This is a genomic window from Streptomyces sp. NPDC048718 (assembly GCF_043198875.1).
Lineage (GTDB): Bacteria > Actinomycetota > Actinomycetes > Streptomycetales > Streptomycetaceae > Streptomyces.
Window position 1 is genome coordinate 278,012 of sequence record NZ_JBICVG010000009.1, and the last position, 24,812, is coordinate 302,823.

Below are 24,812 nucleotides of genomic sequence, written 5' to 3' on the forward strand. Positions count from 1 at the left end.
GGCCTTTGGTCAACGGCGCCAGAGGCCCTCCGCCGTCAGGCCCAGCAGCTCGATGGCGTTGCCGCGGACGATCCGTTCCACGACGTCCGGGGCCAGGTGGGCCATCTGCGCCTCGGCGACTTCGCGGGACTTCGGCCAGGTGGAGTCGGAGTGCGGGTAGTCCGTCTCGTACAGCACGTTTCCGGCCCCGATCGCGTCCAGATTGCGCAGGCCGAAGGCGTCGTCGAAGAAGCAGCCGTACACATGCCCGGCGAAGAGTTCGGACGGCGGGCGCAGCACCTTGTCCGCCACCCCGCCCCAGCCCCGGTTCTCCTCCCAGACGAGGTCGGCGCGTTCCAGGATGTACGGGATCCAGCCGATCTGGCCCTCCGCATACATGATCCGCAGGTTCGGGAAGCGCTCGAACGCGCCGCTCATCAGCCAGTCGACCATCGAGAAGCAGCAGTTGGCGAAGGTGATGGTGGAGCCGACAGCGGGCGGCGCGTCGGCGGAGGTGGACGGCATCCGGCTGGAGGAGCCGATGTGCATGGCGATCACGGTGCCCGTCTCGTCGCACGCGCGCAGGAACGGGTCCCAGTGGTCGGTGTGCACGGACGGAAGCCCCAGGTGCGGCGGTATCTCGGAGAACGCGACCGCGCGCACCCCGCGTGCCGCGTTGCGCCGGACCTCGGCCGCCGCCAGGTCCGGATCCCACAGCGGGACGAGGGTGAGCGGGATCAGCCGGCCGCGCGCCTCGGGGCCGCACCACTCCTCGACCATCCAGTCGTTGTAGGCCCGGACGCACAGCAGCCCGAGTTCACGGTCGGCGGATTCAGTGAAGGTCTGTCCGCAGAAACGGGGAAAAGTAGGGAAGCAAAGGGCGGACTGGACGTGATTGACGTCCATGTCGGCGAGACGCTCGGGCACCGAGTGGGAGCCGGGGCGCATCTGCTCGTAAGTGATGACCTCCAGCCGGATCTCGTCCCTGGCGCAGCCGACGGCGGTGTCCAGTCGGGTGAGCGGGCGGCGCAGTTCCTCGTAGACCCACCAGTCGCCTATGGGGCCTTCATCCCCCTTCGCACCCATCACGGGGGCGAACTTTCCTCCCAGAAAGGTCATTTCCTTCAGCGGCGCCCGGACGATCCGGGGTCCGGTCGCGCGATAGCGGGTCGGGAGCCGGTCCTGCCAGACGCGCGGGGGCTCCACGGTGTGGTCGTCCACCGAGATGATCGCGGGGAAGCTCTCCATGTGTTTCACGGTAGCGCCGATCTGACGGCTCGTCAGTAAACGGGTTCGCATCGGTCCGGAGAACGCCCACGGAACGGCTCGACCCGATGCTGACGCATGCCCTCCGGACAAGGCAGACTGTCCAGGGCGAAACCAGCGGTACGGGCAGGGGGAGCTATGGACCGTGAGGACGGGCCGCGAGTTCCGGGACAGCGGACTCCGAAGAAGGACTCCGGCGGGTACGCGGGCCGCCACGCGGGCAAACGCGTGAGCGGCCCCTCAGGCACGGCCGCCACGCCGGGCATGAACACGACCACGGACACGACCACGGACAGGGGAACGGACACGGAAGCGGCGACGGACACCGGCACGGGCACGACCGCGGGTACGACCGCGGGTACGGCCACGGGTACGACGGCGGGCACCGCCACGGCCACCTCCGCCGGGACGGCCGCGAACGCGCCCGCCACCGCGGCAGCCCCCGACACGGCGGACCGCACCACGGCGGACGGCGACCCGGCAGGCGGCAGCACGTCGGGCACCGTCACGACGGCCGACGGCCAGGACATCGTCGCCACGCTGCGCTTCCGTGTACTCGGCCCCGTCCGGGCCTCCCTCGGCGACCAGGCCCTGCCCACCGGCTCCCCGCAGCAGCGCGCCCTGCTCGCCGCCCTGCTGCTGCGCGACGGCCGCACCGCCACCGCCTCCGAACTCATCGACGCCATCTGGGGCGAGGACCCGCCGTCCCAGGCGCTCGCCGCCGTCCGCACGTACGCCTCCCGGCTGCGCAAGGTCCTCGGCGCCTGGGTACTGACCAGCGAATCCGGCGGCTACGCCCTGCGCGCCGGCGCCGGTGCCACCGCCCTCGACCTCGCCGAGGCCCAGAACCTGGCCGCCGAGGCCGACAAACTGCGCGCCGCGGGCCGCCGCGGCGTGTCCCGCGACCGGCTGAACGCCGCCCTCGCCCTGTGGGACGGCGAGGCGCTGGCGTCCGTACCGGGGCCGTACGCCGAAACCCAGCGCACCCGCCTGGAGGAATGGCGGCTCCAGCTCCTGGAGACCCGGCTCGACCTCGATCTGGAGGTCGGCGCGCACGCCGAAGCCGTCTCCGAACTGACCGCGCTGACCGCCGCGCACCCGCTGCGCGAGCGGCTGCGCGAGCTGCTGATGCTGGCCCTGTACCGGTCCGGCCGGCAGGCCGAGGCGCTGGCCGTGTACGCCGACACCCGGCGACTGCTCGCCGACGAACTGGGCGTCGACCCGAACCCCGAACTCTCCCGCCTCCAGCAGCGCATCCTCCAGGCCGACGCCGAACTGGCCCGGCCGGTGGAGGAGTCCACCCCGGCCGCCGCACCGACCGCCCGGCCCGCCCAGCTCCCGGCGACCGTCCCCGACTTCACCGGACGCGACGCCTTCGTCCGCGAACTCGGCGACCAACTCGCCACCGCCGAGGGCTCCGTCATGGCGGTCTCGGCCGTCGCGGGCATCGGCGGCGTCGGCAAGACGACCCTCGCCGTACACGTGGCGCACGCGGCGCGCCCGCACTTCCCGGACGGCCAGCTGTACGTCGACCTCCAGGGCGCGGGCGCGCGGGCGGCGGCGCCGGAGACGGTGCTCGGCGCGTTCCTGCGCGCGCTCGGCACCCCGGACTCCGCCATTCCGGACACCCTGGACGAGCGCGCCGCGCTCTACCGCTCCACCCTCGACGGCCGCCGCGTCCTGGTGCTCCTGGACAACGCCCGCGACGCCGCCCAGATCCGGCCGCTGCTGCCCGGCACCGCCGGCTGCGCCGCCCTCGTCACCAGCCGTATCCGCATGCTCGACCTGGCCGGCGCGCACCTGGTGGACCTGGACGTCATGTCCCCCGAGGAGGCGCTCCAGCTCTTCACCCGGATCGTCGGCGAGGAGCGGGTGGGCGCCGAACGGGAGGCCGCGCTCGACGTGGTCGCGGCCTGCGGCTTCCTGCCGCTGGCCATCCGTATCGCCGCGTCCCGGCTTGCCGCGCGCCGCACCTGGACGGTCTCCGTCCTGGCCGCCAAGCTCGCCGACGAGCGCCGCCGCCTCGACGAACTCCAGGCGGGCGACCTGGCCGTCAAGGCCACTTTCGAGCTCGGTTACGGCCAGCTGGAGCCGGCCCAGGCCCGCGCCTTCCGCCTCCTCGGCCTCGCCGACGGCCCCGACATCTCCCTCGCCGCCGCGGCGGCGATCCTCGGTCTGCCCGAGTGGGAGACCGAGGACCTGCTCGAAGCCCTCGTCGACACCAGCCTCCTGGAATCCGCCGCCCCGGGCCGCTACCGCTACCACGACCTGGTACGGCTCTACGCGCGTGCTTGCGCCGAGCGCGACGAGCAGCCGCCGGTGGAGCGAGAGCATGCGCTGTCCCGGCTGCTCGACTTCTATCTGTCGACAGCCGCGCAGGTGTACGCGATCGAGCGCCCCGGCGACCGGCTCGTCGACCACCTGGAGCCCACCCAGTACCCGGGCCTCGCTTTCACCGACCGCCACGCGGCCCAGGACTGGCTCTACGCCGAGGCCGACTGCCTGCTCGCCTGCGTCCGCCAGTCGGCGGCGGCGCCGACGACGCTGCGCCGCACGGTGGATCTGCTCTGGGCGGCCCTCGACCTGGCGGAATCCGGCGCCAACTCCAAGGAGTACGAGGCGGTCGCGACGACCCTGCGGAACGCGGCGCAGGCGGCGGGGGACGTACGGGCGGAGTGCCGGGCGGCCATCACCCTGGCGTACGTGCACCACGTCTCCGGCCGCTTCGACCAGGCCGACGGCGAGGCCCGGGAGGCCATGCGGCTCGCCCGCGAGGTGAGCGACCGGCTCCCGGTCTGCTGGGCGGCCAACACGCTCGGGGTGATGGCCGTCTACCGCAACCAGTACGAGGAGGGCGAGAACTTCCTCGACCAGGCCATCCAGGCCTTCCGCGACTGCGAGGACGGGCCCGGCGAGGCGAGTGCGCTGTGCAACCTCTCCCGGATCCACCTGCTCACCGGCCGGACGGCCAGCGCGGTCACCTTGGCCCGCCAGGGCGCCGACATGTACGACAGCATGGGCCACGCTCTGAAGGGCGCCAACGGCCGCTACGCCATGGGAGTCGCGCTCACCCAGAGCGGGCAGCTCTTCGAGGCGGCCACGAGCCTCGCGGAGGCTTTGGAGGTGTTCCGGGACAGCCGCCAGCGGCTCTGGGAGGGCATGACCCTGTTCCGCATCGCCGAGGTGGATGTCGCGAGCCGGCGGTACGCCCAGGCGGCCTCCAATGCCGAGATGGCACTCACCGTGCTGCGCGGCATCGGCGGCGGTTGGCGACGGGGAAACGTCCTGACCGTGCTGGGACGGGCTCTGGCCGGCATAGGACAGGAAGGCCGTGCGGAGGTCTGCTGGCGGGAAGCTCTGGGGATCTACGAGGAGCTGGACTCCCCCGAGGCCGCCGAGGTCCGGTCGCTGCTGCAGCCGATCGCTGCCGCCTGAGGGCCCTGCCTGGCAGGCCCTGCCGGGTCGGCCCGGCAGGGCCTGCCAGGCAGGAGCGATCGGCGGTCAGGCGGGGAGCGCCTGAGGGGCCGGCAGGGGTGCCACGAGTCCGGCACGGCCGGTGGGGCACCCCTCCGGTTCGTCCGGGCTCGGCGTTCATCAATCGTTTATCCCGACACGGCATGCTCATCTCATCGATCCGTCGCGTCGGGGGGCAGACGGGTCGCCTGTGAGGCTGTCACACCGGCGAACTAGGGTGAGCGGCCCCGGCACAGGAAGTCCGTCCGGCCGTCCAACGGGGGAACAGCCGGACGGACTACGCCGACCTATCTGACATCGTTACAACGGGAGATCCGCGATGAGCGACGAGTCGACCATCAAGCCGACGAACATCCACGTCACCGGCGAGCCGGCTCTGGCCGACGTCGAGGCGAAGAACATCCACGTCACCGACGAGCCCGTCGCCGACGCCATCGCCGAGAAGATCGGTATCAAGAACATCCACGTGACCGGCGAGCCCGCGACGGCGCAGGCCGCCTCGGCCGATCCGCTCGGCAACATCCACGTGACCAGCGAGCCCGCGACGGCGCAGGCCGCCTCGGACGGCCCGCTCGGCAACATCCACGTGACCAGCGAGCCGGTCACCAAGTAGACCGCACCACACGAGGACGGTTCCGGCGGCGCCATCGGGGGAGTCGCCGGGGCCGTGGTCGTCCGAATGAGCGCGCCGTGTCCCTTACGGGGGATGCCCGAGGGGGTTGGGGGACCTGCCGGGCACGTGGGGCGGGCGCGACCGGGGGACCGTACCGGAGGGGCCGGGCAGCAGCCCGGCCCCTCCGGCCGTGCGCGAGGACGCGGCCGGGCCCGCGCGGGTGTGCGGCCTGCCTCGTACGCCCCGCCCGGCACGATCCTCCCCGCACGACCCACCCGTACGACCCACTCGGCCAACTCGCCCCGTGCGGACTCCCGTACGACCTGCCCGGCCCCCAGGACCTACCGCATCTGTAGGACCTGACAAAGCGGCGCCGATCATCTGGTCTGACGGGCCGCCACGTGCGAGGGTCGCGTGGATACGAGTCACTCGTCCGAGGAGTCCCAGATGACCCGCACCAAGCGCCTTCTGGCCGGCGTCGCCCTGGCCGTCGCCGTCGCGGCCGGCACGGCCACGCCCGCGCTGGCCGACATGCACGCGATGACCGACACGCCCACAGGCAACATCCACGCCACCGTGGTCGTCGTGGGCGGCGGTCAGGGCGTCTGAGATCCGCCCCGCCGCACCCTGCTCCATGTGAAGAGGCCTGGCCCGGTTCGCCGGTCCGGGCCTCTTCGTCTGCGGCGCCCCGGCGACCTGACGGATTCCGCCCGCCCGCTTCGCCGCCCGGCCGGGGCTGCGGCATGATCGGCGCACCTCGGAGGCGGACGGTGGGGGCCGGCCGTAGCCGGGGACGGGGGAAGCCGCACGCATGCGCGCGCTGGGGAGGAGGTCCGGACCGGGCGACCGGTCCGGACCTCCGACATCCCGGCCGGCTCCGGCGTCTCAGACGGGACGCACCACGACCCGCGACGGACAGAGCTTGTTCATGTCGTCCTCGTCGGACGTGAACACCGTCACGATCCCTCGCCTGCGCCCCGCGATCACGGCCAGCGCCGCGTCGATCGCGTACTTGTGGCCATGTAGGCCCGCACCCTTCAGGAGAGTGATCGCCGAGTCCGCGATCTCCTCCGTGACGGGCTCGACCTCGATCCGCGACAGGAACCACTTCCAAGCCGCGTACGGGATCTTGGAGTGGTACGCCTCGATCAACGTCATGGAACTGGTCACGACGCTGACGCCCGCTTTGTGCGCGTCCGCCAGACGCGCCCTCATCTTCATGTCTCCGAGGGCCGCCCTCGACAGCGCCTCACTGTCCAGGACGTAGCAGAGTTCCGTCATGCGGCATCGGCCTGTCGTACCTCGAGAGCTTCGGAGGCCTCGGCCGTGACCCGTTCGCGGGCCATCCGCTCCTCGTACGAGCGGACGATCTCGCGCCGCTCCGCCTCGGCCGCCGCGAGCGCCTCGTCGTCGACCGGGCCGTACTCCTCCTCCATCCAGGTGACCAACTCACCCAGGTGGTCGTGCTTCCTCTTGCGCTGTATGGCGCTGGTTACGTACGCGCTGAAGCCGCCCGGACCCACCTCGCGACGGATCTCCTCCGCCAGCTCCTCGGGCAGGGTGACCGTGTACTTCTTGGTTGCCATACCATCGACCATACCACCGCGTCGAGTGACCCGGATCACACACGCTACCCCGCGCGCCGCGCCCGCAATTCCCCCTTCAGCACCTTCCCGCTCGCGTTCCGCGGCAGCTCGCGGAGAAATTCCACCTGACGGGGGACCTTGTAGTTGGCCATCTCGCGGCGGGACCAGGCGATCAGGTCGTCCGCCGTCACCCGGGCCCCCGGGCGGCGGACCGCGAAGGCCTTGCCGACCTCGCCGAGGCGGGGGTCCGGGATGCCGACGACGGCGATGTCGGCGATGTCGGGGTGGAGGCCGAGGAGCTGTTCGATCTCGGCGGGGTAGGCGTTGAAGCCGCCGACGATGAACATGTCCTTGATCCGGTCGGTGATCTTGAGGTTGCCCGCCTCGTCGAGGACGCCCACGTCGCCGGTGTGCAGCCAGCCGTCCGCGTCGATCGCGGCGGCGGTCGCCTCCGGGTCCTCGAAGTAGCCGCGCATGACGTGCGGGCCGCGCACCAGGACCTCCCCCGACAGGGAGACCCTGAGTTCGGTGCCGGGGATGGCGCGGCCCGAGGTGCGGGCGACGACCTCGGGCGGGTCGCCCCGGCGGCACATGGATACCAGGCCGCTCGCCTCGGAGAGGCCGTACGCGGTGAGGACGGTGCCGACACCCAGCTCGGCGCGCAGCCGCTCGACGAGCCGCGGCGGCACGACCGCCGCGCCGGTCACGACCAAACGCAGGCTGGACAGGTCGTGGGCGGCGCGGGCCGGGTGGTCGAGGAGGGACTGATGGAGGGTGGGCGGGCCGGGCAGGACGGTGACGCGTTCGGCGGCGATGTGCGCGAGCACGGTGTCCACGCTGAACACGGGCTGCGGAATCATCACCGCGCCGCGCAGCAGACAGGCGAGCACCCCCGCCTTGTAACCGAAGGTGTGGAAGAAGGGGTTCACGATCAGATAGCGGTCGCCCTCGCGCAACCCGGCCAGTTCGCTCCACACGGTGGAGCAGCGCAGGGACTGTTCGTGGGTGACGACCACGCCCTTGGGGCGGCCGGTGGTGCCCGAGGTGTAGACAATGTCCGAGGGATCGGTGGGCATCACGGCGTCGGCCCGTGCCCGCACCCGTACGGGGTCCACTCCGCGGCCGGCGTCGAGGAAGGCCCGCCAGGTGGTGTAGCCCGGCTCGTCCGGAACGGTGTCGCTGAACACCACCCGCTCCAGCGCGGGCAGTTCGACACCCGAGCGGCGCAGCGACGCCACATACGAGGTCCCCAGGAAGGCGCCGGTGACGAACAGCAGCCGGGCTCGCGACCTGGCGAGGATGTCGGCCGCCTCGGCCCCCTTGAAGCGGGTGTTGAGAGGGACGAGGACGCCGCCGGCCGTGACCGCGCCGAGCGCGGAGACGATCCAGTCCAGGGAGTTCGGCGCCCAGACGGCGACCCGGTCGCCCGCCCGGATCCCGGTGGCGAGACAGGCGGCCGCCGTGCGTTCGACCCGCGCGGCCAGCTCGGCGTACGTGATCCGGGTGCGGCCCTCGATGACCGCCTCGCGCGGGCCGTACCGCGCCGCCGCCCGGCGTACCAGCTCCCCCACCGATCCAGGTCCCCACTCCACGGCCACCCACCTCCGCCGGTCGTACCCCAGCCCTGCCCCGCACCGAAGCCGAGCACCGGCTCCGAACCCACGCACCCCCGACCACGCACCTGACTACTCGTCAGATTAGCGATAGCCTGACGAGCTGTCAGTAGTCGGGAACACCATGGGGGTTGCCGTGCTCAAGGACCGCACAGCCATCGTCGGGATCGGCCAGACGGCCTTCGCCAAGCGCCTCCCGGAGTCCGAGAAGACGCTCGCCTGCCGGGCGATCCTCGCCGCCCTCGACGACGCCGGCATCGCGCCCGCCGAGGTCGACGCCTTCGCCTCGTACACCATGGAGGAGACCGACGAGGTCGAGGTGGCCAAGGCCATCGGGGCCGGGGACGTCACGTTCTTCGCCAAGGTCGGTTACGGCGGCGGCGGTTCGTGCGCCACCGTCGGGCACCTCGCCGCGGCCGTCGCCACCGGACAGGCCACGGTGGGCGTCGCCTGGCGGTCCCGCAAGCGCGGCTCCGGGCCCCGGCCCTGGACGAACACCACCGCCCAGCTCGCCACCCCGGCGCAGTGGACCCGGCCCTTCGGGCTGCTGCGGCCCGCCGACGAGATCGGCATGCTCGCCCGCCGCTACATGCACGAGTACGGCGCCACCCGCGACCATCTCTTCAATGTCGCCCTCGCCTGCCGCAACCGCGCCAACCAGAACCCGGCCGCGATCATGTACGAACGCCCGCTCACCCGCGAGATGTACATGACCTCCCGCTGGATCAGCGAACCCCTCTGCCTCTTCGACAACTGCCTGGAGACCGATGGCGCCCTCGCCTGCGTGATCGTCTCCGCCGAACGCGCCCGCGACTGCCGCCGCCCGCCGGTCTATGTGCACGCCGCGGCTCAAGGGCTGCCCGCCCAGCACCACGGCATGGTCAACTACTGGACCGACGACCCGCTGACCGGACCGGCCTGGACGGCCGCCCGACACCTGTGGAAACAGGCCGACTTCGGGCCCGCCGACGTCGATGTCGCCCAGATCTACGACGCCTTCACCCCACTCGTCCCGCTCTCCCTGGAGGGCTACGGCTTCTGCGGCCGTGGCGAAGGCGGCGCCTTCACCGAGGGCGGCGCCCTGGAGACCGGCGGCCGGCTGCCCCTCAACACCGGCGGGGGCGGCCTGTCGGAGGCGTACGTCCACGGCTTCAACCTCCTCACCGAGGGCGTCAAGCAGCTCCGCGGCGACTCCACCGCCCAGGTGCCCGGCGCCGCCACCTGCCTCGTCACGGCGGGCGAGGGCGTCCCCACGTCGGCCGTCCTCCTGCGCTCCTGAGACGACGCGGCCGGGGCGGATCCGAGGAGCGCCCGCACACCCCACCGTCAAGCACCTCCCCACACCGCCAAGCGCCGCCAAGCACCGCCAAGTACCCGAAGATTCGAGGAGTTCGCGATGCTCACCCCCGTGATCGACGAGGACGGCGCGCCCTTCTGGGAGTACGCCGCCCGCGGCGAACTGCGCGTCCAGACCTGCGCCGCCTGCGCCGAGCCGCGCTTCCCGCCCCGCCCCTGCTGCCCGCATTGCCAGTCCTTCGACAGCACCTGGCGCCGGCTGTCGGGGCGCGGCCGGATCTGGTCGTTCGTCGTCCCCCACCCGCCCCTGCTGCCCGACTACGCCGCCCAGGCCCCGTACAACGCGGTCCTCGTCGAGCTCGCCGACGCTCCCCGCGTCCGCCTCGCCGGCAATGTCGTCGACTCCCCCGGCGCCCCGCTCGACTCGGTCGCCCCGGCCCGGCTGCGCGTCGGCGCGCCCGTGAAGGTGGCCTTCGCCGAGATCGGCGGCATCACCGTGCCCCGCTGGCTCCTGGAGCGCGGATGACGATCACGGTGGAACGCGACACTGGCACCGGTGTCGCCGTCGTCACCCTCGACCGGCCCGCCCGGCACAACGCCCTCACCCTCACGATGGCCCGCCGACTCGCCGAGGTCTGGCGGGGGTTCCGGTACGAGGACGACATCCGGGCGATCGTGATCACCGGCGCCGGCCAACGGGCCTTCTGCACCGGCGTCGACCGGACTCTGGCGAGCGAACTCCCGCAGCCCACTTCCCCGTTCACGATCGACGATCCGCTCCTCGCCATCGGCCCCAAGTCCAACGACCTGTGGAAGCCGGTCATCGCCGCCGTCGAGGGCATGGCCTGCGGCGGGGCCTTCTATCTGCTCGCCGAGACCGAGTTCCTGATCGCGGGCGAGGGCGCCGAGTTCTTCGACCCGCACACCACCTACGGCATGGTCAGCGCCTTCGAGACGATCCACATGGCACAGCGGATGCCCTACGGGGAAGTCGCGCGGATGGCGCTGATGGGCACCGCCGAACGGCTCTCCGCCGAGCGGGCGCACGCGATCGGCCTCGTGTCCGAACTGACCGTGCGGGGCGGCGCGTTGGCGGCTGCGCAGGAGGCGGCCGCCGTCGTCGCCGCGTACCCGACCGAGGCCGTACAGGGAACCGTACGAGCCCTGTGGTCGGCCCGCGAGGCGGCCAGGGCCCACGCCCTCGCGCATGCCCCGCACCTGATCGCGCTGGGGAACCTGCCGCCGGAGCGGCAGGCCGAGCTGTTCGCGCGACGGGCGCGCGGGGCGAGGGCGGAGGCAGAGAAGGGCCCGGGGGCGGAAAAGGGACCTGCCCCCGGGTTCAGGGTCCGTTAGCGGCGAGGGGTGGCGAGAGGCTCCGTCGGAGACTCGTCGTCCTCCCAGACATTGCCCACGGTGCACAGCTTCACCCGGTCGACGGACTTCGGGTTCTTCATCGGCACGTCGTACCGCTTCTCGCCCGGGCCGTCGATCTTCACCAGGATCTCGCCCCCGTCGACCGGGACGTTCGCGCGCTCCTCGAAGGTGAGGGCGATCCGGTACGTGCCCGTCACCCCCGGCTTCGCGGTCACCCTGACCGTGGCGGTGGTGTCGGCCCTGCCACCCGGCTTACCCTTCCCCGTCCCTGTCCCCGTCCCCTTCTTCCCGGCCGGCTTGACGCAGTCGACCACGACGACGTCGACGTCCGGTTCCTCCGAGACGGCCGGCGAGGGAGACGCACTGGCGGTGTCCCCGGAGTCCGAACCCGAGCCGTAGTCGTCGTCATCGTCGCTGTCGTCGCTGTCGTAGTGGTTCCTCTTCTTCGGCGTCGAACAGCCGCCACCCGAGTCGTCGCTCTTGCCGTGGTCGCTACCGCCCCCGTAACCGCCGTGACTGCCGTGACCGTGTCCCCGGCTGGTCTGGAAGCCGGTCAGCGCGAGAACGACCACTGTGAGTGTCGCCGCGAGTTTCAGCCTGGTGCGGATCATTTCCCGTTCCCCCACCGGTCGGTTGATCGTGTTCGCGTCACCCTAGCGCCGCCGCTCCGCTCGACAGGACACCCCCCGCGACCCGGCGTAGCGTCGTGACCGAGAGCCGACCGAAGGGAGGCCGCACGGTGATCCGCAACATCGTGGGCTCGGTCCTGGCCCTCGCAGGAGCGACGGCCGCCGTATGGAGCCCCTTCCGTGCCTGGTACGACGGCCGTCCCGGCCGCGACTACCGGATCCAGGACCTGTTCGGGGGCATCACCGATGTGCGGGCCCAGGTGATCGGTTCGATCCTGCTCCCGTTCGCCTTCGCCGCCCTGGTCACCCTGGTCGGGCTGCTGCTGCGCTCGCGCGCGGTCGTCGCGGTCGCCGGGCTGATCGTGCTCGGATTCACCGTCCTGTGGATGGTGCGGGTCGCACAGGTGCGAAACGGGCTCTCCTTCGATACCAGTGGGCACGGCCTCGGGACAGGAGTCGCGCTGGCGGTCGGCGGCGGCGTCCTGCTGCTCCTCGGCGCCGCCCTCATGTCCGGCCGCCCGCGCCCGCGCGCCACCCGGGCCGACGGGGGTACGAGCATTCCCGGCGGTACGGGGAACCCTGGCGGCACCGGATACGGCCACGGGTACGGCCCGGGGCACGACGACACCCCGCCCCCGCCTCCTCCACCGCCGGAGAGACCCCAGGGCGGGATGTAACGCTTCCGGGCAGTGCGGCCAAGTAGAGGTGTAAGGCACCACTCGCCCTGCCCCAAGGAGCCCTCCGTGCCGACGGAGCACCCGACAGCACCACCGGCGCGCGACCCCGCCGGGTTCGCCGTCTTCTACGAGCAGCAATTCGACGCGGTGCTCGGGTTCGTCACCCGGCGCGTCGACAGCCCGCATCTGGCCGCCGACCTCACGGCGGACATCTTCGTGACGGCGCTGGAGAACGCGCACACGTACGACGCCCGGCGCGGCACGCCGGTGGCCTGGCTGTACGGCATCGCGCGCAACGTCCTCTCCGCGCACTTCCGGGGCAGCACCCGCGAACTGCGCGCGGTCGCCCGGATCACCGGCCGGCGACTGCTGGACGACGAGGACGTCAGCGCCATCGAGAGCCGTATCGACGCGGCCCGGGCCACCCGGCACATGGCGGCCGCCCACGCGGCACTGTCCGAACCCCTGCGCGACGTGCTCGACCTGGTGGTCCTGGACGGGCTGACCACCCGCGAGGCGGCGCGGGTGCTGGGAATCAGCCCGGCCTCCGCCCGGGTCCGGATGCACCGCGCCCGCAAGGCGCTGCGCGCCACCGGACCGACCCGTACCGACCGTCACGACATCGTTCTGGAGGCCACCCGGTGAACGCCCCTCTGCACTTCAAGCAGCGGCTCGCGAACGAACTCGGCGCCCGCGCGGCCACCCTCGCCGCCGAGGCCGCCGAAGCCGCCGAGACCGGCCCCGTCGTCCCGCTCTTCCCGGGCGGCCACCGTGCCCCGGCCCGTTCCCCGCGCCGCCGGCCAGTCCTCGTCCTGGGCGTTGTCGCGGCGGCCATCGCGGCAACCGTCACCGTCTCCGTCTCCGTCACCGGCTCGGTCGGCAGGGCGGATCCGCAAGGTCCACAAGGTACGCACAGCGTCGGGAGCGGGAGCGGGAACATCGACATCGCCACGGCCGACTACGTGGTGAAGTCCCTCCCGGACGGCATGGTCGCCGTGGAGGTCATGAACCCCCGTGGCATCCCCGGGTTGCAGTCCGCCCTGCGGGAGGCGGGCATTCCGGCGGCGGTGATGACCTACTCGGCCTCGTGCCGGACCAAGGTCCGCTACGACGCCGGCTTCGACTCCTCGAAGGTCTTCCCCGAGACCCGGGAGACGGGCACCGGCATCGACGGGCACTACTCGCTGATCAGGCCGAGCGCCGTCCCCGAGGGAGACCACCTGCTGTTCGTGGCGACGACGGGGCCCCACGGGCAGGTCGGCTCGCTGTCGATGTCGGTGGTACGCGAGGTTCCCACGTGCGTCCCGGAGACCGACAGCGGCATCGGCGCGGGGTACGTCGCGCCGGGCACCAACCCGTAGGGGATCGGTCGAATCACCGCGTCGTGGTTTTCCACGACGCGGTGATCCGCGACGCGCAGACTCACGGCGCGGGAATCGCGACGTGAGAATCGCGACGCGGAGGCCCGGGGCATAAAGACGTAAAAGGACTGGGGAAACGACTCCAACCCCTCCCCCTCCGTCCCCCGTCGGACGCTCTCCCGCCTTCCCGGCAACCTCGGAATGCCTCGTCACTCGCGCGGGTGAATTCAACCAACTGGGCTGGATTTGGGGACGGTTCCCTGCCATATGCTCGCCGCGACAACCCCAGACATGCGTCGGCCCCCGGCCGGGACTCGCAATCCCGATCGGGGGCCTGACCACCGAGGAAGGCACAAACTTCCCGTGGCTTCGAAGCACATTAGCGTGCCCGCGCACGCCTCCGGACTCATTCACGTCAACGTCCGCCACACGAGCCGTTTCACGGTCGTCGGCAACCATCTCGCCCAGCACGACACGCTGTCGCTGCTCGCGATCGGGCTGGCGGTCTACCTCCAGTCGCTGCCCGCCGGAGCGCCGGTGAGCATCAAGGCCGTCGCGTCCCGCTTCCCGGAGAGCGAGATGCGCGTCGGCCGGGCCATGCGCGAGCTGGAGCACCACGGATACTTCCGCCGCACCCGCGAGCGGCTGGCGAACGGCAATTTCGCCCACCATCCGACCTCGTACAACTTCCCGGAGGCTGAGCCCGAGCCCGTGCGCGAGACCGCGCGCGAGGCCGTACCCAAGGCCGTACCCGGGACCCCCGTGCCCCGGCCGGAGCCGGAAGCCGCACCCGTACTGGAGCCGGAGCCGGAGCCGGAAGCCGCACCCACACCGGAGCCCGTGGCGGAGCCCGCACCAGAGCTGGAAGCCCCGCCCGCCCACGCGCCGGAGCCCGCGCCGGAGCGCTCACCGGAGCCCGTGGCGCCCGCCCCGCTCCCGGCGCGCCACCGCCCGGCCGCCGATCTGCTCGCGAACCTCCGCCTGCACGACCCCCGGCTGTTGCTGTCCACCCGCGACATCGAGCGCCTGGCCCCCGGCCTCACCACCTGGCTCGACAACGGCGCCCGCCCGGACGCGGCCTTGCGCACGCTCTCCGCCTGCCTCCCCCACGACCTTCACAGCCCGGCGGCTCTCCTCGCCCATCGCCTCACCGCCCTGCTCCCGCCCCCGCTCCCGCTCCCGGCCGCCCCGGTTTCCCCCGCCCGCGTGCTCGACGACTGGGTGGACTGCGACGGCTGCGACCGCGTCTTCCGCTCCCCCGAACCAGGACTCTGCCGGGACTGCCGCCTCACCGCCGCGTCCGCCGCGTCCGTGTCCGCCGCCTAGCCGACCGCGTCAGGCACGGCAGGCACGGCAGGGCTTGTCACTCGCGCCCGCTTCCTGGTCCGACACCTCGGCCGGACACCCACCGCTTCCCCGGCCCGGCATGAGCCGAGCGGCGCCCGGCCCACCCGCCGGCCGCCGCCCCGACGGCCCTCTTGCCCCCGAGCGGGGCCCGGTGGCAGGTTGTGCGCCGGGGCAATCACTCGCCAACTCCCTTGGAGAAACAGTTGATTGGCAAGCGCACCGCAGTCCGTCTTGGCGCCATCGCCTCCGTCGCCACCCTCGGCCTGGGTCTCAGCACCGGAATGGCGTCGGCCAACAGCGACTTCCAGGTCAGCGTGACCGGCTGTTCCGGAGGCATGGTGGTGACCTTCTACAACGGGCACGACCACGTGCAGGGGTATGTGAGCTCCACCAACGGTGACGCCTGCACGGCGAACCTCCACCAGTCGAACGGCGGCCACTCCGCCGCATCCACCACCGGCGGGAAGGTGTGGACCGCGGAGCTCCTGGACGCCGGAATCACCTCGTACGTCACCGTGTGCAACGTCGACAGGGGCGGCTGCAAGAGCACCCCCTCGTACTGACAGCCGGCCCTCGCGGCCTGCGCGGCCCCCACGGCGGCGCGCCATTGGCCTTGGAAGAGGTGGATGGCGCCGTCGGGGGTGGCGATTTCGAGCGACCCCCACGCCGGAGAAAAATCGGCGAACATGGGGGAGGCCCCGGGCGCCGTCATCGCGCCCGGGGCCTCGTGAGTCCGACGCTCAGTTGAAGACCAGAACGTCGGTGCGCATCGGCAGCGGGCTGTTCCAGCCGATGTTGATCTTGAACGTCACCACGCCGTTGGCGGGGGCGATGCTCGACACCTGGAAGGGCGCCGAGCCGACGAAGCGGTTCCCGTTCGCGTCGATCTCGGAGGCCGTGATGACGACCGTCGAGTTGACCCCGATGACACTCCAGGGGATCTGGAGGTTCCACGTCCCGTTCCCCGGGCCCCACGTCCACCATCCCCGCCAGATGGCGCCGACGTTGCCGCCGATCTGTGCGAGCTTCTGGTCCCGCTCGTCGGCGTGCGAACTGTCCGCGATCTGCGGCTGCCGTACGGCGGGCGTCTCGGCTGCGGCCATGATTGCTCCTCTCGCCGGGAGAGCCTCACGAGCTCCCCGAGTACAACGAGTGTCCGGCCGTGCACGCATCGTCACAATCACTCGTCCGAGTGATCACCCGGCGCGTCGCCGCGTCACTCGCGTGTCACCGTGTACCAGCGCGCCGCCACGCTCCCCGCGCGTTCGCCATGCCACCCGCGCGCACCACCCGCCGACCCTCGACACCCCCTCGCACGGGCACCCAGCTCCGGCCGCGAAGAGCGCGGCGAAGGATGAGGGGGCGGGATCCGGTGCCACCTCCCCGCAGCGGGACACAGGGGGCGCGGGTTGAATTCCGGCCGCGCGCTCGCCGACCCGCGCATTCGAAAGCAACGGATGCCACTGCGGTCAACTTCCGGCCGCCAATGTCCGATTGACGCAGGAATCCAAGCCGCCCAGGCTGGTCGACTTCCGGAACTATCCGACTACTTTCGGCCTTTCCTGTGATTGCAGGGCACGCCGCACGTTGACGAGCCGGACCCCTGGCGGCATATGTTTGCACCGGTCAACGCGTGAACTCTTCCGCACAGGCGTGAGGGATTCAGCCGCGCTGTACGCACGTGGATGACGCGTGCGACTCCAGAAAGGGAACGGTCATGGCCCGCACCGCCACTACGCGCGGTGGCCACGCGACCGGAATCCAAAGCGCCGCCGGAGACGGCCCCGCCGTCGTGGTACCGAGCGCGGCCATCACCAGTCCGGTGGACCACGACCGCCGCCGTCCCCGCCTCCTCGCCCCGGCCACCAGCGCCGCGGCGTCCGGCCCGTCGCGGCGGACGAAGGTCACCGTTCCCTCGGATCCCCGCGTCACCTCGATGCGACTCCTCGCGGCGGACCACAGCACACCACGAACAACGACGAATGCGGGGGAACGATGGCGTGGGACGAGTGGGAGAAGCTCAAAGCCGAGGCCGCCGCGGCACGCCATGACGGCGGCATGCGCCTGAACAGCACGGGGGACGGCGCCGGCCCGGCCGACCTGAAGACGAACGCACAGGGCAAGAGCGGGGCCATCAACGCGCTGCGGAATCACATCGGCCCCGGCGTGGACAAGGCCGGCATCCACGCCGACGAGACCACGGACGCGGCGGAGTTGGAGTTCACGGGCTGGGCGACCGGAGCGGGGCTGAAGGACGCGCATGCCGAATGGGCCCTCCAAGTGAAGAGCCTCAGGGGACGCCTCGCATACGACCAGGAGGCGCTGGGCCGGACGAAGAGCGACTTCCGGTACGTCGACCACGGCGTGAAGAGCTCCTTGGGCGGGATCGTGACGGCGAAGCCGGACCCGCACCCGCACGCCTGAACCGCTCCTCCCTCGGGCCCGGGACGACGGAACGAGCCATCCTCCCCGCAGACTTGAAGGATCACCCATGCTCACCTACCAGGACGTCGTCACCATCCGCTTGGGCCCGCTGACCACCGCGGCCACTTCATGGGACGAAATGGCGCAGGGCTTCGACGAGTTGGGCGCGGCCTACGGAAGAAGCGTCCAAAGCGTCACGACGGACGGCGAATGGGTCGGCGAGAGCGCGGACGCCGCCGAAGCCCGCTTCAAGGGGACCCGCAAGCAGTTCGACTCCGCCGCTGTCGAGGCCCGGGCCATCGCCTCGATCCTGCGGGACATCCATGCCCAGTTCACGGAGCGCATACATGCCGTGAACAAGCTGGTGGAGTCGGCCAAGGAAGCCGACATCCACATCGACACCAAGGGCGAGGCGCATCTCGACACCAGCAAGCACAAGGACCCAAAGGGCGGCGGCTTCGTGGACGAGACCGCGCGTTTCGTCCTGGAAGCCCGCTGGACCGCTGCCGTGGCGCGAGCCGTTCAAGCCGTCGACGACGCGGACGAGGGGGCCAAGCTGGCGCTCCGGGACGCCGCCGGCATCAAGGGACTCTTCGAGAACATCGCGAACGGCATCGTCGGCGGCGGACACGACTTCAACGGCGACGCCGTCGGTGACATCGAAGTGGTCGAAGCCCGCGAGGCGAAGAAGTACGCCGACCAGATCCTGGCGGGAGGAAAGCCCTCCGACCCGGAGGAGTACGCGCGTCTGATGCGCGACAACTCCGGTGACAAGGCGTTCAGTCAGACCTACCTCGACCTGCTCGGTCCCGACAAGGCACTGCGGCTGGCCAACAAGATCGACGATCTGGCGTACTTCGACGACACCAAGCACAAGAGCGCCTATCTGCAGATCAACGGCGGCCTGGCCGACTCACTGGCCACCGCGACCCACGTCCCGGACTTCAAGGACGCCCACGGCAAGCATCTGCGCTTCGGCACCGAGGCGTACAACCAGGCGTTCGGCGACTGGTCGAAGACGGACGACGCGCGCTTCTACAACAAGTGGCGCGCGGGGCTGCGCGAGCACGGCGACGACGCGTACGACTTCAAGGCGGCGGGCGAGAAGCGGCACCTGGCCAAGGGAGAGGGCCAGCAGATCCGCGGCTACCAGAGCCTGGCCACGCTCATGCAGCAGGGCAGCAGCGCCTATTCGCCGCAGTTCGTCGCGGACGTCACCGACGACATGATCGCCATGGAGAAGAAGAACCCCGACATCTGGGACCTGTACGGCGAGTTCACCGGGGAGCACCAGGAGGGCTGGTTCGCGAACGATCCCGTCGACGGCGCTCTCGGGGTCATGTCCCGCGACCCGGAAGGGGCTGCCGGCTATCTCGACCCCGGCACGAGTGCCGGCAAGGAGCGCTTCGACTACCTCGTGGGCGACGGCGACGGAAGCCGCGACTGGGACGTCACCAACACCACCAGTTGGAAGGGCCACGGCGGCAACATCGAGGTGGACGCCGGCGACGTCGAGGACGCCGACGGCCGCAAGGGCCTCGGCGACGCACTGACCGCAGCCGCGACGGGGGTCGACCCCAACGGCTCCGCACCCGAGAAACCCACGACGCACACGGATGCCAACGACCGTATCTTCGAGCGCGCGTTGAAGACCTTCTCCGGCCAGGGCGACGACATGCACGCCTCCCTTCGCGACGACATGGCGAAGATCATGACCAACCACGGTTCCGATGTGTTCGTCGCCATGCACGACCAGAGCGGCACCGAGGGCTCCCTGGATCAGGAGCAAGTGATGGAGGTAACCAAGCAGATCTCCCGGAGCGAGGAATCCTACGGAATGCTCCACGAAGGCATGAACCATGCCATCGTCGCCGGCTTCCACGAAAAGGGCAGCCGCCCGGAGGACACGCTGGACGCGGCCGGCCATGCGGTCGGCTTCATGGAGGAAGCCCGGTACAACGCGCTCAAGGGCGACAAGCACGACTACACCTGGGACAAGACGTGGAGCTACCACGCCTCGGGCGCGGTGCTCAACTTCATCCCCGTCTATGGCGACCTTGCCCAACGTGGGGCCGACGTGGTCACTACTGCCTGGATCTTGGACGAGCAGAAGCGACAGGATGCTGAGATAACCAGTGACAACCAAGCCACCTATAAAAGTCGCCAAAACCAGCTCAACGCACTGGCCGAGCAGTGGTACTCCGTGAACTCCGAATGGGCGGACGGCGAGACGGGATACTCAAAGCAAAGCGGAATCTTCAACAAGATTTATGCGGCGGCGAACGACGGAAATTCCAAGGCAGACGGCCTCGCGGGGGATCAGTAGTGAGGAATGCAATCCGGACGGCACTGAGTATCACCGCGCTGGCCATGCTGGCAAGCGCATGCGGAGAGAGCAACCTCGCTGCCCCCAAGGAACTCTGCGGAGTCCCACTGGAAGAATCCAGCACCTCGCCTCTCATCCCTCAAGGCGAAATACTCAAAACGTGGGCCCCCTACCCAGTGGATGCAGATCCGGCAGACTGCGCCATAAAGGTCGATGGAAGTGTCATTGTGGATATCACCGTCCGATTCACCGACAAGGACCCCGCTCCAGAGGACTGGGAGTACGCAAAATCCGAGTACAAGCTAGGCGCACTACGGAAGACTCCCTTCGCAGGAACTGCCGTCATCGGCACCGACGGCGCACTGATCTCCGCCAAGTGCGACAGCCCTACGAAATATCTTCAATTCGTCACCTATTTCGATGGTGATCGAGTCGATAACTCTCAGGCGGGGGTCGAGAAGCTCCAGAACTTCATCGAGGACTTCGTGACCGGAGCGAAGAAGAAAATCGGCTGCACCGCATAGAGGACCCTCCACTGACTCCGCAGCCCTCTTCACTCCGGCGAAATTAATGGGAGACCGGTAGTGAGACACACGCGCCAGGCAGCGCTGAGCATCGCAGCGCTGGCCCTGTTGGCAAGCGCATGCGGGAAGAACGACCTCGCCGCCCCAAAGGAACTCTGTGGAGTCCCGCTGAAAGAGTCCACCACCTCGCCACTCATCCCTCAAGGCGAAGAGCTGAAAACATGGGAGCCCAAGCCGATAGATACGAACCCGGCATACTGCTATATAAAGGTTGATGGAATTCGTATTATGGACATCACCGTCTGGCTTTTCGATGGGCAGCCCAGACCGGAGGACTGGGCGTATGCCAAATCTGAGTACAAGCTAGGAGCACTGCGCAAGACCCCCTTCGCAGGGACTTCCGTCATCGGCAGTGATGGCGCACTGGTCTCCGCCAAGTGCGATGGGCCGGACAAATACGCGCAATTCAAAATACGTTTCAGCGGGGACCGCGTCGAGGATTCCCCGGCGGGGGTCGAGAAGCTCCAGCACTTCGTCGAGGACTTCGTGACCGGAGCCAAGAAGAAGATCGGCTGCACCGCATAGCGGGGACCTCGCGGCCCCCGCTACGGTCAGCGGCCGGACTTCACCTGCTCGACGAAGCCGGTCCAGGCACCCGCCGAGAACCGGAACGCCGCGCCATGAGGGTCCTTCGAATCCCGGACGGCCATCTCGCCGTTGAGGCAGCGGCCCCCCTGGACGCACTGTCCGCCCTGGTCGTTGCTGTAGCTCGATGAGAACCAGTCCACGGACAGGTCATCGGCGCGGGTCATCCCATCACCTCGCTCGCGATACCACTCGGCTCCCTGATGTCCGCGACGAACACGGCGAACCGCGCCCGGGAGACAAGAAGCACAGGCCCGTTCTCCTGCTTGGAGTCCCGGACCCCGACGGCGGTCCGCGCGTCCGCGATCTCGACGCAGTTGTTGCCGGTGCCGCCGCTGTAGGACGACTTGAACCAGGCGAGATCCGCTGCCGGTTCTTGACGGCCGGCAGGCGCCGCCCGTCCGTGTGCACGAGTCATCGATCCTCCTCTTCCCGCTTCGAAGACGCTGGGGGCAGAACGGGCCGTGCCCCAACTCCGGCCCGTCAACCCCTCGTTCCCTACCCGGCAAGAGCGCCCAGAACGCGGACACGCGAATGCCCCTCCCCGGCTTGCCCGGGAGGGGCATTCGCGGTCACACCAGGTTCAGCGGGCGGACTTCACATGCTCGACGAAGCCGGTCCAGGCACCCGCCGAGAACCGGAACGCCGCACCATGGGGATCCTTCGAATCCCGGACGGCCATATCGCCGTTGACGCAGCGGCCCCCCTGAACACACTGTCCGCCCTGGTTGTTGCTGTAGCTCGATGAGAACCAGTCCACGGACAGGTCATCGGCGCGGGTCATCGCATCTCCTTGCTCGCGGTTTCGATCATGCTCAGGGATTCCTCGTATCCCGGAGCGAGTGCTTGCAGCCCACGGAACGACGCCTCGTACATCTTCAGATCCTGCTCGCGGCGGGAGACTCCCGCGCCGGTCAGGTTCTCCAAGTGGACGATCGGCTTCAAAGCTCCCGGGGACGGAAAGGTCAGGAGGGTGAAGGGCCCGTTCATACCAGGGTGCGCACCGACCGAGAACGGTATGACCTGCACGTTCACATTCGGACGCGAGCCGGCGATCTCCACGATGTGGGCGAGCTGGGCCCTCATCACATCGGGACCACCCACGGGCCGCCGCAGGACCGACTCATTGATGATGGCGACGAACTCCAGCGGCGCCAGGCCCCGGGTCAGTGCCTCCTGCCGCGTCATCCTGACCGCGACCTGCTTGTCGATCTGCTCCGGAGTCAGCCCCGTGTGGGTGTAGACGAGGATCGCGCGGACGTACGCCTCGGTCTGGAGCAGACCCGGCACGAACTCGTTCTCGTAGTTCTGCACCTGCGACGCGACCGCCTCAAGCCCGAGGTACGCCTTGAAGCTGGGCGTGATGACGTCCCGGACGTCCGGCTTCTGCCACCAGTCGCGCTTGGTCTTGGTGACCGTCGCGTACGCCATCAGGACTTCGACGGTCTCCTCGGGAGCGCCGTAGATGGTGCACAGGGCCATCACGTCGGAGGGTTCCACGACTCCGTTGTCCGCGGTCTCCAGGCGCGTGATCTTGGAGCCTGCCCATATGAGCCGCCGCGCGACCTCCGCGGCCTTCATGTTCCGGCCCTCCCGCAGCTTGCGAAGCTCCACACCGAGGTGCAGGCGGCACAAGGCAGGCGTCGCCGACTCGATGGCAGGTGCGTCAGGCGTAGCGGTGTCGGTCATCCCCGCCCTCTCTCCCGTATGACTCACAGTCTGGCGGTGAACATTCAGGCCGCGCAATGCGGCTTCGAGCAAACGGTAGAACATTCAAAGCGTTTCACCAACTCGCTTATTTCGCACGATAGTTCGCGCACAAAAGTTCTCCCGCAGAATTCTGCGAGACGACTTTCCTTGAGGCTATTCCACTGCCATGCTAATTCTGGGCACAACACAGCGCTGCTGTTCCATCACCCGGCGTGATGCCCCTTGCCCAGACGTCCCCTTCGCCCTCCCGTGAGCCGAGGCCGATCATGGCGAACACTCAGACCGGCACCCCTGCCGGTATCCAGACCAGCACCACCCTCAGCCGTCGGCGCCGCTGCGCGCCGCCCTCCCCCGGTGACCGCGAACTCGCGGCCGAACAGTTCGAACGCCGCCGGTTCCGCATGGAGTTGAACGCCAAGGCGCTCGAACCGGCCCGCTGGCAGTGCCCCGACGTCCTGCTCTACGTGAAGACGCTGCCGGACCAGGACCCCGGCGCGCTCTTCCGGAGCCTGCGGAACGCGGCGGAGCGGTGGGGGTGGCGGGTGGCCGACGAGGTCCACGACGACACGGGGATAGTCGACCCGCAGCACCCCGACTCGCGATGGCGCTCCGTCGAGGCGCGCCTGCGGCACGCCGAGGCGGACGGCGTACTCGCCGTACACGAGCGGCACATCAGCATGGACCCGTACTGGTACCGGAGGGCCCTGACGCGCGTGGCCGGCTCCGGCCGGTTCACCGCGCTGCTCTACCCCGAGGACTGGCGCGCGCGGTCCGTGCGCGAGGCGATCACCCTGGAGTCACCGTGATCGTCGCCCCGCACGAGAACGAACACCGCGCCGACGACACCGAGATCGTCATCGACGCCTCCGGCAGGGTCGGTTACCGCGACGAACGGCCCGACGACCGGACGGTGGAGGGAATCCTGCTCCGCAGGTGGACGGGCGAGCGGAGCGGCCCTCCCCAATGGGGCGAGCACCACGCCCACCGCCAGGTCGCCGTCATGGAATCCCTGCGGTGCGCGGGCTGCGCTGGCCCTCCCGACGTGGACCGCCGCGGCACCCTGTGGGTGCTGCCCGCGACCGGCACCCGACTGGCGGGAGACCCGTCCGGCCCCCTCCTCGTCGCCACGCCGCCGCTCTGCCTCGCCGACGCCGCCGAGGTGCTGCACGAGTACCGGCACCTCCGCCACGGTGCCCTCGTCCTGCGGGTGACCGAGGCCGAGGTCGTCGGGGTGCGCGGAACGGTGTACGGACACCACGGGGAGACGCTGCCCGACGAGGTCGTCCTGTTCGGCGACCCCCGCGCCCAACGGGTCGTCGCCGACCAGCTGATACGTGAGATCACCCGCGCCGAGGTCGACGGCACCACCCTGTCGTCCCTCACCGGCCGCCTCACCTGAGCGCCGCCCGCCCGGCGCGGACGGACACCCCTCCCCCGCTCTCCCCCGCCCTCCCGCACCCCAGATCGCCGAGGCGACGATGCACACGAGCCCCAGCACCACCCCCCACGACCACGACCCCGCCCGCACCCCGGTCGCCCCGGCCGCTCCCGCCGCCCTGCCCGGCTACACCACCGCGTATCCCGCCCGCGACACCGCCCCCGCCCAGGCCCGCCGCGATGTCGCCGCCGCCCTCACGGCCTGGGGCCTGGACCAACTGGCCGACACGGCCCGGCTCCTCGTCTCCGAGCTGGTCACCAACGTCGTCACCCACACGCACTCGCGGCAGGTCACCGTGGCCGTCACCCGCGCCACGGAGACCACCGTCCGCATCACCGTTCTGGACACCGACCGGTCGAAGCCAGCCGTGCCCCAACCGGCGAGCTTTCAGCGGGAGTTCGGACGTGGCCTGCTCCTCGTCGACGCCTTGGCCGACCATTGGGCCGTCGAGTACGTCGCCACCGGCAAGCGGATCTGGTGCCAACTGAGCACCAGTACCCCCGGGACAACGTAAGACCGCCACCCCCCGC

28 protein-coding genes are annotated in these 24,812 nt (G+C 70.3%); 18 read left to right on the plus strand and 10 right to left on the minus strand.

The genetic code is table 11. The features are described 5' to 3' along the window. Nucleotides 1-9: 9 nt before the first annotated feature. Nucleotides 10-1,227: an amidohydrolase family protein gene (locus ACGFRB_RS19485; protein WP_393244461.1), complete on the minus strand. Its 1,218-nt coding sequence runs from the start codon at nucleotides 1,225-1,227 to the stop codon at nucleotides 10-12. 282 nt (nucleotides 1,228-1,509) lie between these two features. On the opposite strand from ACGFRB_RS19485, the gene ACGFRB_RS19490 reads away from it, so the two are divergent. The 3 genes from ACGFRB_RS19490 to ACGFRB_RS19500 all read left to right on the plus strand — a co-directional run bounded on the left by ACGFRB_RS19490 (nucleotide 1,510) and on the right by ACGFRB_RS19500 (nucleotide 5,941). Further along, nucleotides 1,510-4,680 carry a BTAD domain-containing putative transcriptional regulator gene (locus ACGFRB_RS19490; RefSeq protein WP_393244463.1) on the plus strand — a complete coding sequence of 1,057 codons (3,171 nt, stop codon included), beginning with the start codon at nucleotides 1,510-1,512 and terminating at the stop codon, nucleotides 4,678-4,680. Nucleotides 4,681-5,038: 358 nt separating this feature from the next. After that, the gene (locus tag ACGFRB_RS19495) at nucleotides 5,039-5,332 is read left to right on the plus strand and encodes a hypothetical protein (protein WP_393244465.1); all 294 of its coding nucleotides are present in this window, start codon (nucleotides 5,039-5,041) and stop codon (nucleotides 5,330-5,332) included. A 447-nt stretch (nucleotides 5,333-5,779) separates the two neighbouring features. Then, nucleotides 5,780-5,941 carry a hypothetical protein gene (locus tag ACGFRB_RS19500; RefSeq protein WP_363002792.1) on the plus strand — a complete coding sequence of 54 codons (162 nt, stop codon included), beginning with the start codon at nucleotides 5,780-5,782 and terminating at the stop codon, nucleotides 5,939-5,941. 276 nt (nucleotides 5,942-6,217) lie between these two features. Here ACGFRB_RS19500 and ACGFRB_RS19505 read toward each other — a convergent pair whose 3' ends face one another. From ACGFRB_RS19505 to ACGFRB_RS19515, 3 genes are read right to left on the minus strand one after another with little or no spacing between them, the layout of a single operon-like run. Next, complete coding sequence (locus ACGFRB_RS19505) at nucleotides 6,218-6,613, minus strand: type II toxin-antitoxin system VapC family toxin (protein ID WP_393244467.1); 396 nt, start codon at nucleotides 6,611-6,613, stop codon at nucleotides 6,218-6,220. Then, nucleotides 6,610-6,918, minus strand: coding sequence for a hypothetical protein (locus ACGFRB_RS19510; protein WP_393244469.1), 309 nt, complete (start codon nucleotides 6,916-6,918; stop codon nucleotides 6,610-6,612). The genes ACGFRB_RS19505 and ACGFRB_RS19510 overlap by 4 nt, the downstream gene beginning before the upstream one ends. 44 nt (nucleotides 6,919-6,962) lie before the next feature. Next, nucleotides 6,963-8,510: a FadD3 family acyl-CoA ligase gene (locus tag ACGFRB_RS19515; protein WP_393244471.1), complete on the minus strand. Its 1,548-nt coding sequence runs from the start codon at nucleotides 8,508-8,510 to the stop codon at nucleotides 6,963-6,965. Nucleotides 8,511-8,655: 145 nt separating this feature from the next. Between ACGFRB_RS19515 and ACGFRB_RS19520 the strand changes: the two genes are divergently transcribed. The 3 genes from ACGFRB_RS19520 (at nucleotide 8,656) to ACGFRB_RS19530 (ending at nucleotide 11,180) form a co-directional block, all read left to right on the plus strand. Next, nucleotides 8,656-9,810, plus strand: a complete 1,155-nt coding sequence (locus ACGFRB_RS19520) for a lipid-transfer protein (RefSeq protein ID WP_393244473.1) — start codon at nucleotides 8,656-8,658, stop codon at nucleotides 9,808-9,810. 117 nt (nucleotides 9,811-9,927) lie between these two features. After that, complete coding sequence (locus tag ACGFRB_RS19525) at nucleotides 9,928-10,353, plus strand: Zn-ribbon domain-containing OB-fold protein (protein ID WP_393244475.1); 426 nt, start codon at nucleotides 9,928-9,930, stop codon at nucleotides 10,351-10,353. Next, the gene (locus ACGFRB_RS19530) at nucleotides 10,350-11,180 is read left to right on the plus strand and encodes an enoyl-CoA hydratase/isomerase family protein (RefSeq protein WP_393244477.1); all 831 of its coding nucleotides are present in this window, start codon (nucleotides 10,350-10,352) and stop codon (nucleotides 11,178-11,180) included. The genes ACGFRB_RS19525 and ACGFRB_RS19530 overlap by 4 nt, the downstream gene beginning before the upstream one ends. Here ACGFRB_RS19530 and ACGFRB_RS19535 read toward each other — a convergent pair. Next, nucleotides 11,177-11,812 (minus strand): hypothetical protein, encoded by a 636-nt coding sequence (locus tag ACGFRB_RS19535; protein WP_393244479.1) that lies wholly within the window; start codon nucleotides 11,810-11,812, stop codon nucleotides 11,177-11,179. The two genes, ACGFRB_RS19530 and ACGFRB_RS19535, sit on opposite strands and share 4 nt — an antisense overlap. Before the next feature lie 128 nt (nucleotides 11,813-11,940). On the opposite strand from ACGFRB_RS19535, the gene ACGFRB_RS19540 reads away from it, so the two are divergent. From ACGFRB_RS19540 to ACGFRB_RS19560, 5 genes are all read left to right on the plus strand, one after another. After that, nucleotides 11,941-12,507, plus strand: a complete 567-nt coding sequence (locus tag ACGFRB_RS19540) for a hypothetical protein (RefSeq protein ID WP_393244481.1) — start codon at nucleotides 11,941-11,943, stop codon at nucleotides 12,505-12,507. 66 nt (nucleotides 12,508-12,573) lie between these two features. Next, nucleotides 12,574-13,152 carry an RNA polymerase sigma factor gene (locus ACGFRB_RS19545; protein ID WP_393244483.1) on the plus strand — a complete coding sequence of 193 codons (579 nt, stop codon included), beginning with the start codon at nucleotides 12,574-12,576 and terminating at the stop codon, nucleotides 13,150-13,152. Continuing rightward, nucleotides 13,149-13,868, plus strand: a complete 720-nt coding sequence (locus ACGFRB_RS19550; protein WP_393244485.1) for a hypothetical protein — start codon at nucleotides 13,149-13,151, stop codon at nucleotides 13,866-13,868. The genes ACGFRB_RS19545 and ACGFRB_RS19550 overlap by 4 nt, the downstream gene beginning before the upstream one ends. A 363-nt stretch (nucleotides 13,869-14,231) precedes the next feature. Continuing rightward, a complete protein-coding gene (locus tag ACGFRB_RS19555; RefSeq protein ID WP_393244487.1) occupies nucleotides 14,232-15,194 on the plus strand; it encodes a helix-turn-helix domain-containing protein in 963 nt (320 codons plus the stop codon). 224 nt (nucleotides 15,195-15,418) lie between these two features. Beyond that, nucleotides 15,419-15,778, plus strand: coding sequence for a hypothetical protein (locus ACGFRB_RS19560; protein WP_393244488.1), 360 nt, complete (start codon nucleotides 15,419-15,421; stop codon nucleotides 15,776-15,778). A 177-nt stretch (nucleotides 15,779-15,955) separates the two neighbouring features. On the opposite strand, the gene ACGFRB_RS19565 is transcribed toward ACGFRB_RS19560, so the two are convergent. Beyond that, nucleotides 15,956-16,318 (minus strand): hypothetical protein, encoded by a 363-nt coding sequence (locus ACGFRB_RS19565; RefSeq protein WP_393244490.1) that lies wholly within the window; start codon nucleotides 16,316-16,318, stop codon nucleotides 15,956-15,958. Between the two features lie 892 nt (nucleotides 16,319-17,210). Between ACGFRB_RS19565 and ACGFRB_RS19570 the strand changes: the two genes are divergently transcribed. The 4 genes from ACGFRB_RS19570 to ACGFRB_RS19585 all read left to right on the plus strand — a co-directional run bounded on the left by ACGFRB_RS19570 (nucleotide 17,211) and on the right by ACGFRB_RS19585 (nucleotide 21,074). After that, complete coding sequence (locus ACGFRB_RS19570) at nucleotides 17,211-17,639, plus strand: hypothetical protein (protein ID WP_393244492.1); 429 nt, start codon at nucleotides 17,211-17,213, stop codon at nucleotides 17,637-17,639. 67 nt (nucleotides 17,640-17,706) lie between these two features. Continuing rightward, nucleotides 17,707-19,965, plus strand: a complete 2,259-nt coding sequence (locus ACGFRB_RS19575; protein ID WP_393244494.1) for a hypothetical protein — start codon at nucleotides 17,707-17,709, stop codon at nucleotides 19,963-19,965. Further along, complete coding sequence (locus tag ACGFRB_RS19580) at nucleotides 19,965-20,489, plus strand: hypothetical protein (RefSeq protein ID WP_393244496.1); 525 nt, start codon at nucleotides 19,965-19,967, stop codon at nucleotides 20,487-20,489. The genes ACGFRB_RS19575 and ACGFRB_RS19580 overlap by 1 nt, the downstream gene beginning before the upstream one ends. A 60-nt stretch (nucleotides 20,490-20,549) precedes the next feature. After that, on the plus strand, nucleotides 20,550-21,074 hold the full coding sequence (locus tag ACGFRB_RS19585) for a hypothetical protein (protein ID WP_393244498.1): 525 nt from the start codon (nucleotides 20,550-20,552) through the stop codon (nucleotides 21,072-21,074). Between the two features lie 26 nt (nucleotides 21,075-21,100). On the opposite strand, the gene ACGFRB_RS19590 is transcribed toward ACGFRB_RS19585, so the two are convergent. The 4 genes from ACGFRB_RS19590 to ACGFRB_RS19605 form a co-directional block, all read right to left on the minus strand. Next, nucleotides 21,101-21,301, minus strand: coding sequence for a DUF397 domain-containing protein (locus ACGFRB_RS19590; protein WP_393244500.1), 201 nt, complete (start codon nucleotides 21,299-21,301; stop codon nucleotides 21,101-21,103). Continuing rightward, complete coding sequence (locus ACGFRB_RS19595) at nucleotides 21,298-21,552, minus strand: DUF397 domain-containing protein (protein ID WP_393244502.1); 255 nt, start codon at nucleotides 21,550-21,552, stop codon at nucleotides 21,298-21,300. The genes ACGFRB_RS19590 and ACGFRB_RS19595 overlap by 4 nt, the downstream gene beginning before the upstream one ends. 165 nt (nucleotides 21,553-21,717) lie before the next feature. Next, complete coding sequence (locus ACGFRB_RS19600) at nucleotides 21,718-21,918, minus strand: DUF397 domain-containing protein (RefSeq protein ID WP_393244504.1); 201 nt, start codon at nucleotides 21,916-21,918, stop codon at nucleotides 21,718-21,720. Continuing rightward, nucleotides 21,915-22,823: a helix-turn-helix domain-containing protein gene (locus ACGFRB_RS19605; protein WP_393244506.1), complete on the minus strand. Its 909-nt coding sequence runs from the start codon at nucleotides 22,821-22,823 to the stop codon at nucleotides 21,915-21,917. Before ACGFRB_RS19605 ends, ACGFRB_RS19600 begins: the two co-directional genes overlap by 4 nt. Before the next feature lie 287 nt (nucleotides 22,824-23,110). On the opposite strand from ACGFRB_RS19605, the gene ACGFRB_RS19610 reads away from it, so the two are divergent. The 3 genes from ACGFRB_RS19610 to ACGFRB_RS19620 all read left to right on the plus strand — a co-directional run bounded on the left by ACGFRB_RS19610 (nucleotide 23,111) and on the right by ACGFRB_RS19620 (nucleotide 24,796). Further along, entirely contained in the window at nucleotides 23,111-23,650 is a 540-nt protein-coding gene (locus tag ACGFRB_RS19610; protein ID WP_393244508.1) for a hypothetical protein, read from the plus strand. Next, complete coding sequence (locus tag ACGFRB_RS19615) at nucleotides 23,647-24,243, plus strand: hypothetical protein (protein WP_393244510.1); 597 nt, start codon at nucleotides 23,647-23,649, stop codon at nucleotides 24,241-24,243. The genes ACGFRB_RS19610 and ACGFRB_RS19615 overlap by 4 nt, the downstream gene beginning before the upstream one ends. 79 nt (nucleotides 24,244-24,322) lie before the next feature. Further along, on the plus strand, nucleotides 24,323-24,796 hold the full coding sequence (locus ACGFRB_RS19620) for an ATP-binding protein (RefSeq protein ID WP_393244512.1): 474 nt from the start codon (nucleotides 24,323-24,325) through the stop codon (nucleotides 24,794-24,796). The last annotated feature ends 16 nt before the right edge of the window (nucleotides 24,797-24,812 follow it).